General features: G+C 64.6%; 11 protein-coding genes and 2 pseudogenes. 11 read left to right on the forward strand and 2 right to left on the reverse strand.

Annotated features, from left to right (window positions below):
- The first annotated feature begins 31 nt into the window (after nt 1-31).
- The 6 genes and pseudogenes from ACFYOY_RS33765 to ACFYOY_RS33790 all read left to right on the forward strand — a co-directional run.
- Complete coding sequence (locus ACFYOY_RS33765; RefSeq protein ID WP_388591274.1) at nt 32-1,309, forward strand: erythromycin esterase family protein; 1,278 nt, start codon at nt 32-34, stop codon at nt 1,307-1,309.
- Nucleotides 1,306-1,719 carry a VOC family protein gene (locus ACFYOY_RS33770; RefSeq protein ID WP_388591276.1) on the forward strand — a complete coding sequence of 138 codons (414 nt, stop codon included), beginning with the start codon at nt 1,306-1,308 and terminating at the stop codon, nt 1,717-1,719. The genes ACFYOY_RS33765 and ACFYOY_RS33770 overlap by 4 nt, the downstream gene beginning before the upstream one ends.
- 304 nt (nt 1,720-2,023) lie before the next feature.
- Nucleotides 2,024-3,118 (forward strand): integrase core domain-containing protein, encoded by a 1,095-nt coding sequence (locus ACFYOY_RS33775; RefSeq protein ID WP_388591278.1) that lies wholly within the window; start codon nt 2,024-2,026, stop codon nt 3,116-3,118.
- Between the two features lie 795 nt (nt 3,119-3,913).
- Nucleotides 3,914-4,126 (forward strand): type II toxin-antitoxin system VapB family antitoxin, encoded by a 213-nt coding sequence (locus ACFYOY_RS33780; protein ID WP_014059306.1) that lies wholly within the window; start codon nt 3,914-3,916, stop codon nt 4,124-4,126.
- Nucleotides 4,123-4,542, forward strand: a complete 420-nt coding sequence (locus tag ACFYOY_RS33785) for a PIN domain nuclease (protein ID WP_351906397.1) — start codon at nt 4,123-4,125, stop codon at nt 4,540-4,542. The genes ACFYOY_RS33780 and ACFYOY_RS33785 overlap by 4 nt, the downstream gene beginning before the upstream one ends.
- Nucleotides 4,543-5,102: 560 nt before the next feature.
- A pseudogene (locus ACFYOY_RS33790) lies at nt 5,103-5,884 on the forward strand (helix-turn-helix domain-containing protein); the annotation flags it as partial.
- On the opposite strand, the pseudogene ACFYOY_RS33795 reads toward ACFYOY_RS33790, so the two are convergent.
- Nucleotides 5,828-6,454: pseudogene (locus ACFYOY_RS33795) on the reverse strand (IS701 family transposase); the annotation flags it as partial. The pseudogenes ACFYOY_RS33790 and ACFYOY_RS33795 sit on opposite strands and share 57 nt — an antisense overlap.
- 64 nt (nt 6,455-6,518) lie before the next feature.
- Entirely contained in the window at nt 6,519-7,286 is a 768-nt protein-coding gene (locus ACFYOY_RS33800; RefSeq protein ID WP_388591281.1) for a creatininase family protein, read from the reverse strand.
- Nucleotides 7,287-7,419: 133 nt separating this feature from the next.
- Between ACFYOY_RS33800 and ACFYOY_RS33805 the strand changes: the two genes are divergently transcribed.
- From ACFYOY_RS33805 to ACFYOY_RS33825, 5 genes are read left to right on the forward strand one after another with little or no spacing between them, the layout of a single operon-like run.
- A complete protein-coding gene (locus tag ACFYOY_RS33805; protein WP_388591283.1) occupies nt 7,420-8,625 on the forward strand; it encodes an LLM class flavin-dependent oxidoreductase in 1,206 nt (401 codons plus the stop codon).
- Nucleotides 8,594-9,298: an enoyl-CoA hydratase-related protein gene (locus tag ACFYOY_RS33810; protein WP_388591285.1), complete on the forward strand. Its 705-nt coding sequence runs from the start codon at nt 8,594-8,596 to the stop codon at nt 9,296-9,298. Before ACFYOY_RS33805 ends, ACFYOY_RS33810 begins: the two co-directional genes overlap by 32 nt.
- Before the next feature lie 12 nt (nt 9,299-9,310).
- Nucleotides 9,311-10,090 (forward strand): enoyl-CoA hydratase/isomerase family protein, encoded by a 780-nt coding sequence (locus ACFYOY_RS33815; protein ID WP_351905753.1) that lies wholly within the window; start codon nt 9,311-9,313, stop codon nt 10,088-10,090.
- Nucleotides 10,083-10,583, forward strand: coding sequence for a flavin reductase family protein (locus tag ACFYOY_RS33820; RefSeq protein WP_351905756.1), 501 nt, complete (start codon nt 10,083-10,085; stop codon nt 10,581-10,583). The genes ACFYOY_RS33815 and ACFYOY_RS33820 overlap by 8 nt, the downstream gene beginning before the upstream one ends.
- Nucleotides 10,584-10,629: 46 nt before the next feature.
- The gene (locus ACFYOY_RS33825; RefSeq protein ID WP_388591288.1) at nt 10,630-12,459 is read left to right on the forward strand and encodes an AMP-dependent synthetase/ligase; all 1,830 of its coding nucleotides are present in this window, start codon (nt 10,630-10,632) and stop codon (nt 12,457-12,459) included.
- Nucleotides 12,460-12,626: the final 167 nt, after the last annotated feature.

The raw sequence follows: 12,626 nt of genomic DNA on the forward strand, positions 1-12,626 counted from the left end.
CGCCATCACCCTTCGGAAGAGAGCCGCCACCATGCCCGCCGCCACCGATCGAACCCCCTTCACCGACTGGCTCAAAGGCCATGCCACCCCGCTCAGCCACCTCGACCCGGCAGCTCCCCTGGACGACCTGGAACCGCTGCGCGACATTCTCGACGGTGCCCGCGTGGTCGCCCTCGGCGAACACTCCCACTTCATCAACGAGTTCGCCGCGCTGCGCCAGCGCATCCTGCGGTTCCTCGTCGAAAGCTGCGGCTTCACCGTCCTGGCTTTCGAGTACGGCTTCTGCGAAGCCATACCCCTTGATGCCTGGACCCGCGGCACGGGAGCGGACCATGACCTCTCCGCGCTCCTGGCAACCGCGGTCCCCATCGGACTCCAGGAGCCGGCGCGCTACATCCGCCGGCACAACCGCACCGCCGCGGAACCGGTCCGCTTCGCAGGAATTGATATCCCGGCGGCCGGCGGGTCGCTGCTCCCCGCCCTGGCCCCGGTCGCCGACTACCTCCGCCACATCGACCCGGAAACCCTGCCGACGGTCCAGAGCGCGACCACGATCGCCGCGTCCTTCGCCGGTGACTCGGCAGCCGTGGCCGCACCCGCATGGGCGCGTCTGACCACCGCCGACCAGGACACCCTCAGCGCGCTCCTGGCGAGGCTGCTCATCCGATTCCGTTCCCTGAAACCGCTGTACCTCTCCCGCGGAGACCAAGACAGCTACGACACCGCCCTGCGATGCCTGGAGGCCGCCTGCCACGGCGACTACACCTTCCGCGCCATGGCCGCCCTCTTCGCCGGAGACGGCCTCACAGCCGACACATCCGCCCGCGACCTCTACATGGCGGAGTCACTTCTGTGGCACCTGAAGCGGCTCGAACCCACGGCCCGCGTCGTACTGATGGCGCACAACGCCCACATCCAGAAGACGCCGATCTCCTTCGACGGCCACCTCACCGGGCTCCCCATGGGGCAGCACCTGCACCACGCCCTCGGTGACTCGTACTTCGCAATCGGTCTGACCAGCGTCACCGGCCACACCGCCGACATGCGTCGTGACGAGGCCGCTCCCTTCGGATTCACCGTCCACGACACCCCGCTGGAGCCACCCGCACCGGGAAGCATCGAAGCGGCCTTCGCCGAGACCGGCCTCGGACTCGCCGTCGCCGGTCTCCGTCAGGCGCGGGCCGAGAACCCTAGCGCCCCTGACCGCATCCGTATGCAGGGGATCTACCAGCACACCCCGGTCATCGACGCGTTCGACGGCATCCTCTGTACACCCGCCTCCACCACCACCGACCTGGAGAAGCCATGACCAGCAGGTTCACCGAATTGGTCATCGATTGCCACGATCCGCAGCGGCTCGCGGCCTTCTGGTGCGCAGTCCTGGACTTCACCGTGCTCGACCGGAGCGAGGGCAAAGTCGAGATCGGCTCCTGGGAGCCGACCGTCGAAGCTGTCCGAGCCGGCCAGATGACGCCAACGTTGGTGTTCGTCCAGGTACCCGAGGGTAAAGTCGTGAAGAACCGGCTCCACCTCGACGTGAGTCCCATCGACGCCAGCACCGACGACGAAGTCGCCAGATTGCTCAGCCTCGGCGCCGCCACAGTGGACGCGGGCCAGGACCCCGCCCGCAACTGGACGGTCATGGCCGATCCCGAGGGCAACGAATTCGACGTCCTGCGCACCCTGGCACCCACCACCCACGCCACCCCCACTGCATAGCCAGGATTCGGCGCAGGACCGGACCGCTCCAGGACCAGCCCCGGGCGACCTCGGCGCCGCGCGATAGGGGTCTCGGACGCGCCGCTTCGCCGACGGGCGCCGCGACGAACTGGGTCGAGTCGTTCAACCGGTTCTCCCCATAGGCCGGCTTCGGCAACCAGGGTGTCCTCGCCGACTCCTGCCCTTGCCGGAAACCTCATCCGTCCTGGTGGGAGCCGGTGCATCGCGCTTCCCGAAATCTAACGGCGGTCGCTTGAGTTGGCGCCCTCGCGCAGCTGCCGTCAGCGCGCCATGATGATCGATCGTGCTGCTCCGACTGGCTTACCTGGGTGTGACGAACGCGTTCGCGATGCTTCGCCAGCTGCAGATGACCGACCGGGACAAGGACGCGGAGATACTCGCCCTGCGCCACCAGATCACCGTGCTGGAACGCCAACTCGGCAAAGACAAGATCCGGTTCACGCCGAGCGATCGAGCGTACCTGGCGGCACTGTTGCACCGGCTGCCACTGCACGTGCGACAGTTACGGCTACTCGTCCGCCCCTACACGGTGCTGCGTTGGCACCGCAACCTCGTCGCACGCCGCCATGCCTCCTCCCGCCGGCCCAAACGCCCGGGACGGCCACACACCGTGCGCTCCATCCGCACCCTGGTGCTGCGCCTGGCGAAGGAGAACCCGAGCTGGGGGTACAGGCGCCTGCACGGCGAGCTGCTCGTGCTGGGGGTGAAAGTGGGCGCGTCCACCGTCTGGGAAATCCTGAAGGAGGCCGGCATCGACCCAGCACCCGAGCGGAACTCCAGTACCTGGGCCACCTTCCTTCGCACTCAGGCTGATGCCCTGCTGGCCTGCGACTTCATGGAAACAGTCACCCTGTCGGGGATGCGGATGTACGTGCTCGTCGTGATCGAACACGGCAGTCGCCGGATCCGCGTCCTGGGCGCCACCACGCATCCCACCGCCTCCTGGGTAGCGCAAGCGGCGAAGAACCTCGTCATGCACCTCGAAGACCTCAGCTGCCGGGCACGGTTCATGATCCGGGACAGAGACGGGAAGTTCCCCGAACTGTTCGATGCCGTCCTCAACGACGCGGGAATCGACGTCGTGCTCAGCGGCGTCCAGATGCCAAGGATGAACTCGATCACGGAAAGGTGGATACAGACCTGTCGCCGCGAACTCCTGGACCGGACCTTGATCTGGAACCAGCGACACCTCCTCCACACCTCACGCGAGTTCGAGCACTTCTACAACGGACACCGACCACACCAGGGCATCGCGAACGGCAGACCGCTGCACCCATTGCCCCCGCCCATCCACGATCCAGACACGTTAGCCCACCTCGACATACACCGACACGATCGCCTCGGCGGCATCCTCCACGAATACCAACACGCGGCGTGACCTGCACGGACGAGGTTTCCGGCAAGGGCAAGTCTCCCCTGCCCCTGTCGCATGGGGAGCACGACACCGTGCTCTCACCCCGAAAGGTGCTCGAGAGCCGACAAGGGGCCCTTATGCCTCTCGATGCGAAGAGCACCCGAATCGATGGGGTGACGTCGGGGGCCTGTGGTTGCCGACGGCGCGTGGGGGCGCGGTATGGCGCTGTAGGTCTACCGGATCGGGTGACGGGCAAATCGGGCACCGTTAACACGTCTGCGAGTTGGGAGCACGAGGGCTCCCAGAGGGCTCCCCGCTGCTCCCTGCCCGGAAACAGTTAAGGCCGCTTCCGCTACCTGCGGAAACGGCCTCCGACCTGCGAAAACGCTGGTCGGGACGACAGGATTTGAACCTGCGCCCCCTTGACCCCCACCCCAGCGACCACTCTCCGCGACGACCCGTACCGCACCGTAGCGCTCGGCTCGAGGTCGTACACCGCCGTACAGGGCAGGAGAACGCCGCTACCAGCAACCGGCTCCCGAGCGCACCAATCCTGCTACGCAACGCTCCACGCCGACGGCACGACCATTCACCAGCTCGGCGCCGCCATCGCCCGCACCCCTTCACCCCGAACACCGAGCCTGCGGAACTCGGACCCCAGGACCCCGACCGCCCCCACTTCGATATCACCAGCCCCGAAACAGACCCGTCCAGACCCCTCGGCGATACCCGCACGACCATCGACCTCAAAACGACACCATTTCAGTGCCTCATACTGCTATCATTTCGGGTGTCACTGCGCCCGGCAGGAGGAACTTGATGTCGCGCACCATGATCGATCTCGACGATGAGATGGTAGAGCACGCCATGCGCCTGTACGGCGTCAAAACGAAGGCCAAGGCCGTGCGCATGGCCATGGAGGAGGCCGTCAAGCGTCGACTGCGGCAGGAGGGCATCGACGCGATCAAGTCCGGTGACCTGGACCTGACCTACGACAGCCGGACAGAGCCCGACAGCAGGAACGTGGCGTGAGTGAGCGCTTCCTGATCGACAACTCCGCCCTCCAGCGATGGCGCAGGCCGAAGGTGGCGGAGGTCCTCGACCCGCTCCACGAGGATGGCGTACTGGCTGTGTGCGGACCGGTCGAGATGGAAGTGATGTACTCCGCGCGCAACGAGAACGACGCGAAGCGCCTGCACTGGTTCCTGGCCGGCTTCGACTACCTGCCGATGACCGACGAGGTGTGGGACCGTGCCAAAGACGTCCAGCGACAGGCCATCGCCAAGGGCGACCACCGCGCGCTGTCCATGCCGGACCTGCTGATCGCCGCAGCGGCCGAACGGCATGTGGTGACGGTGCTGCACTACGACCAGGACTACGACATGATTGCCGCGATAACAGGCCAGCCCATGAAGTGGGTCGTGGAGGCGGGCACAGCGGACCACTGACTTGTCGGGTGGCGCGGAAGCTCCTGTCGATCCCGGCTGTGCTTCTGCGCCGACAGACCGCCAAGGGCACGGAGTTACGACCAGCACCGCGGCCCACTCAAGGCCCCCACTCCCCCACTTCTGTTGACGAAGAAGACGTGGAGACGTCTGAGGAAGACAGTCTCCGCGTGCATGAAGTCACAGGCGAGCAGCGTGTGGGCCTGGGCGCGGAGGAAAGTACGCCAGGTCTGCCACCGGAGCGGCGGTGGTGTCGATGGCCAATTCATCGAGGGTGAAGCCGCCGGGGACAACGAGTCTGGCCCCACCGCCCACGCGGCGGGCCCAGAACCCCAAGTTCTCCATGAGCCTTACAGGCACCATCAGACTCTCTCGCGCCCGAGCTTCGCGTAGATCTCGGGACGCTTCGTGCGCAGGTAGAGGGCGTAGAGCACTGCTCTTGCCGAAAACCTCATCCGCCCTGGTGGGAGGAGGTGCGCGCCGTGTACGGGAGGTCGACCGGAGAAGTCGCCTGAACGGGCGCTCTCGCGAGGCTGGTGCTCGCCGCGGCAAGATGATCGACCGTGCTGCTGCGACTGGCCTACCTGGGAGTGACCAACGCGTTCGCGTTGCTGCGTCTGTTGCCGATGAGCGACCGAAGCAAGGATGCGGAGATCCTGGCCCTCCGCCATCAGATCACCGTGCTCGAACGCCAACTCGGAGGCACCCGAGTACGGTTCACCCCGGGCGACCGGGCGTTCCTGGCGGCGCCGCTGCACCGGCTGCCGTTGCCGGCTCTGCGGCGTGTGCGGCTGCTCGTGCGTCCTGACACCGTGCTGCGCTGGCACCGCGACCTCGCCAGGCTCCGGGATGCCGCCCTATCGCGGCCCAAGCGACCCGGTCGCCCGCGTGCCGTGCGCTCCATCCGCATGCTGGTGCTGCGTCTGTCGAGAGAGAATCCAAGCTGGGGCCACAGGCGCCTTCACGGCGAGCTGCTCGGGCTGGGACTGAAGGTGGCCGCCTCGACCGTCTGGAAGATCCTGAAGGATGCCGGCGTCGATCCGGCGCCCGACCGGATCTCCAGCACGTGGGCCGGCTTCCTGCGTTCCCAAGCCGACGCCCTCCTGGCCTGTGACTTCTTTGAGGCGGTCACCTTGTCCGGCGCGCGGTGTACGTACTCACGGGTGACCGGGCACAATTCATAATCCGGGACAGGGCCGGGAAGTTCCCCGCCTTGTTCGACGCCGTCCTCAAGGACACGGGGATCGAGGTCGTCCTCACCGGAATCCAGATGCCGAGAATGAACTCAATCATGGAAAGGTGGGTGCAGACCTGCAGACACCAACTCCTGGACCAGACCCTGATCAAGGCGCCATGCGGCCAGTTCGTCCACGGCGTCCAAGGCCAGCCGCCACTTCTCCCGGTGCCCGACGTCCTCCGGGACACCGGTCCGCCGGCGCCGGACGGCGTCCTCCGCCCACTCCCGGGGCAGGAACAGCCGCCAGTTCAGCGGGCACGAGGCCGTGTCGGACACCGCGTGCACGCTGATAGCGACCTGGCAGTTCGCCTGCTTGCCCAGCGCACCGCAGTACTGATGCCCGACACCGACCGACATCCATCCGTCCTTGGGGAAGGACACATCGTCCACTGCCCAGGCATCCGGAACGATCCGCGGCACCATCCGCTCCGCGATCCGCCGCCGCACCGGTACCGGATCCCACGGCGACTGGTTCACGAACTGCTGCAGGTTCTGCTCATTGCCGTCCGGCAGCCGAGCGGCCATGGCCTGGACCGACTTGCGGCGGCCGTCCAGCATCAGCCCCCGCAGATAGCAGTCGCTCTTGGCCCGCTGGTCCTTGCGCGGCATCGAGGCGAACACATCCGCCACGAATAACGCCAACGCCGCCCGAACACGGTTCACTTCATGTGCATCCACACGCCCACCATGCCGCTGAACACAACCGACACAAAGACCTAACGGAGTCCTACTAGTACCTACCTTAAGTGAGCGGCTGATAACGTGCCGTTGCATGGGCAGCGATCAGGTCGGCTACGGCGCTTAGACATGAAAATCCCAGTTCAGACGACATGCCCTTCGGGTCGCCAAGCACTCCGTTGGGAGCGACTGCTCTCACGCCGTCCGTGAATACGCGAGCCAGCAGTTCATCGTTCATCGACCCGGTGAAGCCCGCAGCAGCTCGATCGTTTCGCACCACCTCGGGCCGCACAGCCAGCATGATCGAAGTTTCCGCGACGTCGGCATGGCCTCCGACGTGGTCGGCGAGGCCGGCGACCTGCTGGGCTGCGGAGCGCCACGCTTGGAGGACTGCTGTCGAGTCTGAGTAGGCGATGACATCTAGGTCGCAGGAAAGCCGCTCGTCAAGCCTCGATTCGATGTCTTTGAGCAGCGGGTAGTTGCCGATGTGCGCCGAGAAGATCACAACGCGACGGAACCCGTGCACAGCAAGACTCTCGCAGCAGTCTGCGCAGATCGCCTCGAGCGTACCGGCCTGCAGGGACAGTGTCCCGGCGAACCCCAGGTGGTGCGCAGAACAACCGATCCGCACCGTCGGAAGCACAAGCGCGTCACCAAGCCGCTCGGCGACAAGGACACCCAGCCGGTCAGCATGATCGCTGTCGACGGACAGCGGTAGATGCGCGCCATGCTGCTCCGTCGCACCCAGCGGCAAGATCGCCGTACGCATACCCCTCGCCATGGCTTCCGCGATATCAGGCGAGGTCAAATGCTCAATCCGCAACTCACTCATGGTGGGGTCTCCTCTTCCTGTGCACACCTGGCCAACCCCACGAAGTTACCAATGCCTAACAGATTTTGGGCCTTGACCTGGGCTGAGCTACGACCTACGTTATCGGCCAATAACCTTTGACGGAAGGGTCGGTATGGACTTCATCCTCATGTCTGAGGGGGACACCCCGGTCGGGCTTACGCATGAGCACCGCTACCGGGAGCTGGTGGAGGAGGTTCTGCTTGCGGAGCGGGTTGGCTTCGATGCCTTCGGTAGTTCCGAGCAGCATGTTGCTCTGGGTACGGCTTCGGTCTCCGCTCCGGAGGTGCTTTACCCGTACCTGATGGCTCTGACGAGCCGGATCCGCTTCATCCACCTCGTGACGCTGCTGCCGACGCGGATGAACCATGCGCTGCGCGTCGCGGAGCGTGTGGCGACCGAGGACATCCTGTCCAACGGCCGTGTCGAGCTTGGTACCGGGCGCGGCAACACCACACTCGCCCTGCGCGCGTTTGAGGTGGACCCTTCCGAGAACAAGGCTCAGTGGCGTGAGGGCATCGAGCTGATCCGGAGCGCGTTCCTCAACGACGTGTTCTCGTACGTGGGAGAGCACTACAAGGTTCCGCCGCGCAGCCTGGTCCCCAAGCCCCTGCAGGGTCCCTACCCGCCCATTTCGGCTGCCGCCGGCAGCCCGAGCTCGGTCGAGACGGCCGCCTCGATGGGTATCGGCGCCATCATGGGCGGCCTCTACCTCGGGTTCGACCTCGTCGAGAACATGGTCAAGCTCTACGACGACACTCTCGCCGCCACCAACCACCCCTACCCGATCACGCCGCGCAAGATGGTCGCGGTCGCCGGTGGTATGCACTGCGCCGAGACCACCGCCCAGGCCCGCCTCGAGGCGAAGCCCCTGTTCGAGATGGCCAAGCTGTCCACCGACGCATATGAGCGCCTGTCGAAGCTGTCGAAGGACTACGCCTACATGGGCGCTGTCAAGGACATCGACTTCAACGACGAAGAGTACATGTTCGAACGCTCCCAGGGCTTCATGGTCGGCGACCCCGACCACTGCATCGAACACATACAGCGATACGCCGACATGGGCGTCGACGCACTCGTCCTACGCGTCGACAGCCTGCCCCACGACCAGCTGATGCGCTCGATCGAACTCTTCGGCAAATACGTCATCCCCCACTTCAAAAACCCCCGCAACGTCGTCCGCCCCGCCGACGACGTACTCGCCGACATCCGAGCCGCACGCCCCGCCCACCAAGAAGCACTCCGCCAGGTTCAATCGCCCAGAACGGTACAACGCCTTCACCCTGCCGATGTTCGAAGAGATGAACCGGATCTGGGCTGACGTCGAACGCGATGACCAGACCTGCGTCGTAGTTGTGACCGGGGCAGGCAAGGCCTTCTGTACTGGTATGGACGTTGCCCAGCCCGATCCCACGCACGAAGACGCGCTTGCGATCATGGAGACCGAACGCAAGCGAACTTCAACGATCCTGCGGATCGAGAAGCCGATCATTTCTGCGATCAATGGGCCCGCGGTCGGTTACGGGCTGTCGACGGCGCTTCTCGCCGACATCAGCATCGCCGCGGACGACGCGGTGCTGATCGAAGGGCACACCAAGGTCGGCGTGACCGCTGGCGACCACGCCGCACTTATCTGGCCGCTGCTCGTCGGCATGGCTAAGACCAAGTACTACGTCCTTACCTCCGAGAAGCTGAGTGGCGCCGAAGCCGAGCGGATTGGTCTCGTCAGTCTGTCCGTTCCGCGTGAGCAGGTACTGCCCCGTGCCCTCGAGGTCGCGTCCCAGCTGGCACGTGGGTCCCAGCAGGCGCTCCGATTCACCAAGCGCGCTCTCAACACCTGGCTCACCAATGCGGCGCCTCAGCACGAGCTGTCTACAGCGCTCGAGATTCTCGACTTCGCTAGCGCCGACTACGCCGAAGCGCGCCAGGCTTTCCGGGAGAAGCGCCCTGTGGACTTCCCTTCTGCGCGCAACGCCGGCGCACCCGCGAAGTAACCGGAGACGAGCATGACCGCAGGTTCGCACAACACAGCACTAAGCCTCGTCCACGCATCAGACGAAGTGGACGGGGTGGTTGTACTCACCCTTAGCCACCCGCCTGCCAACACGCTCAGTAACGCTCTCGTCAGCGAGCTGACAGCGAAGCTGGTCACGCTCGCTACCGGCCCTAACGCTCCCGCAGTGGTCCTGACGGGAGCTGGCGAGCGCTTCTTCTGCGCAGGTGGTGACATGAAGGAAGCCGTCGACTTCGACGCCAATGTCATGGTCGAGCGGATGGCAGGCTTTCACGCGCTGCTTTGCGCACTGGAGAACTATCCCCGGCCGCTGGTGTGTGCGGTCAACGGGTGGTGCGTCGGCGGCGGGATCGAGATGGCCCTGTTCACCGACGTGGTCTACGCGGCGGTGGGAGCGCGTTTCGTCTTCCCTGAGATCAAACATGGGATGCTGCCAGCTGTGAAGGGCATCTCGCGAGTGCGTTCGGTCGCGGGTGACCGTGCAGCTCGGCGTCTCTTACTGGGCGGAGAGCCCGTCGACGCAGCGACTGCGGAGGCAATCGGGATTGTCGACCAGGTCGTCGAGCAGAATGAACTACTTGCGACCGCGGTGGCGGATGCGCGCTCAGCAGCGGCGAAGCCGCCTGCCGTATTCGCAGCACTGAAGCGGGCCCTGCACTCGGATACGACCGGCTGGCCAGACGAAGAGCAGCTTCGCGTCACACTGGCTGATGCGCGCACGGTCTTCAACGACCCTGCCGCCCGAGCTGCCCACGAGGGGTACAATGGTTGATCAATTTCAGGAACTGGACCCTGCCGCTTTCCGTTCGGCATTGGCTCAATTCCCTTCAGGTGTGACGATCGTGACGACGCGAAGCGAGGCAGGCACACTGCACGGATTCACCGCGAGTTCCTTCGCCGCGTTGTCTCTCGATCCCCCGCTCATCTTGGTATGTCTGGACCGAGGAGCGGACTGCTTTCCCGTCTTCATGGCAGCTAAGCATTTCGTCGTGAACATTGTGACGGACGCCCATGCCGACTTGGCGCTGAAGTTTGCCACCAAGGGTGAGAACAAGTTCGCGGACGGCAATTTCGAACTCGATGAGGCAGGCAATCCGCTGTTGCCGGATGCGGCAGCAGTCATCAGCTGCGAGCTGGAGCAGGCCGTGCCCGGCGGAGATCACGTAATCCTCATCGGTCGCCTACGCGATGCACGGACAGGTGCCGGCAAGCCGGTGACGTGGTACCGGGGTGGCTTCCTTCCCCTTGGGGAGCGAGCTGCATGAGTCTCATTGAGCACGGGCTTGCCTGCTCTGGAAGAGAGGCCGTCTCATGGATCTGATCAATTTCCAGCCGACCCGGACGCTACCGGGACTGCTCCTCGATCGCGCGCGCAAGGATCCCGATGCCGTTGCGCTGCGCTACTGGCGTGATGGATCTGTACAGGCGATCACGTGGCGCGCGTACGCCAATCGTGTGCGCGAGGTTGCACTCGGTCTCGTGGCTCAGGGTGTCAAGCACGGCGATCGCGTAGCAGTGATGAGCAGCGCGCGCCCAGAGTGGGCGTGCGCAGCGCTTGCCGTGCAGAGTGTCGGCGGTGTCGTAATCGGCGTGTATCCCACCAACTCGCCTGCCGAGATAGAGCAGACCCTTGTACATAGCGAAGCGGTGGCCTTCGTCGGTGAGACGGCCACGGAGCTCAACAAGGTAGCTGAGGTCGCCGCTCGCACCCCGGATCTGCGGCTTGTGGTCGGAGTCGATGCCGATCCGCCGACACTGCCCAAGGGTGTCAAAGGAACACGGTGGCAGACCCTGGCCGATGAAGGCGCCCGACACCAGGAGGACGGCTCAGATCTCCTCGCTCAGTTGGTCGCTGCGGGATCCCTCGACGATGCCGCCGTGCTCTTTTACACGTCCGGGTCCACGGGAGCACCAAAGGGCGTCACGCATTCGCATCGAACACTCCAGCACGCGGTCCAGACCTTTGTCGGTCTCTATCCGCAGAGCCGCCGCCAGGAGCACGATGTTGTGGGCTTCCTGCCGTTGGCCCATGTAGCGCCAGCCCTTGTGTCGATCTTCGCGCCTCTACTCTCACATCTGGTGGTCACATACTGCAGCATCGGTGACTACGAGAGAGTGCTGCGCTCAGTCCGGCCAACGGCAGTGCTATGGCCTCCGCGGTTCTACGAGAAAATCGCCGGCGAAATGATCGCACAGACGGAGACTTGGCCACGACTTCGCCGCGCTGTCTATGACGCTGCCATGTGGGTTGGCCGCAGGGTGGCTGAGGACCGCTGGTCTCGTCGCACGCCCTCAGTGCTGCTGCGGATCGCATACGCTGCCGCACTTCGTGGAGTGTTTCTGCCACTGCGGGCAAAGGTCGGGATGGATCGCATCCGCGTGGCCTACACGGCATCTGCGGCAATGCCTGAAAGCGTCATCGCGATTTGGCAGATCTGGGGGCTCGATCTGCGTGAGTGTTATGGCCTCACCGAGACCACCGGAGCCCCCATCGCGCATTTCAACCAGCCGTTCCCCCGGCCAGGCTTCATCGGCAGGATTTTCCCGGATCCGCGCTTCCAGGTGAAGATCGCGGAAGACGGAGAAATGCTGCTCCGAGCGCCGCTGCTCTTCGACGGATACTGGCGCAACCCCACGGAGACCGAAGCGGTCTTCCAAGATGACTGGTTCTGCACCGGTGACCTGGCAGAGCGTGCACCGAATGGTGACATCCGGCTTATTGGCCGGAAGAAGGACGTAATCATCACTCGGGGCGGCAAAACGATCAATCCTCAGCCCATCGAAACCCGGTTGAGGGAAAGTTCGCTCATCAACGAAGCCATCGTCGTCGGAGACGCCCGTAAGTACCTCACCGTCCTAATTGAGCCGAGCACATCAGCAGACGGCCAGTCGACAGAGGCGGTGGCTGAGCTTCTGCGAGCAGAGGTTGCTCGGGTCAACGCAGACCTTTCGCGTGTCGAGCAGTTGAAGGACTTTCGCGTTCTACCACGGTCCCTGCAAGTCGAGCATGGCGAGCGGACTGCGAACGGAAAGATCAAGCGTAATGCCGTCGTCCGCTCTTTCGCAGCACTGATCGACGAAATGTACGGCGCTAACGACGATGCGGCGATCGCGAACCACGTGCACTCAAAGTCGAATTAGCTGGCTCATTCATGACAGTCGCTTGATTGGAGGCGATCTTGAAGGCGTTGGAGGAGGGCGTTCCACTTCGATGTGCAAGCAAAGAACCGAACACCCTCCAGCGGCCTGCCTATGGCCATTCTATGGCCCGACGATCTGGTCGTCGTACCCCGGCAAGCGGTGCTGAA

Origin of the sequence: Streptomyces sp. NPDC007875, assembly GCF_042868035.1 — a bacterium.
Taxonomy (GTDB): domain Bacteria; phylum Actinomycetota; class Actinomycetes; order Streptomycetales; family Streptomycetaceae; genus Streptomyces; species Streptomyces antimycoticus.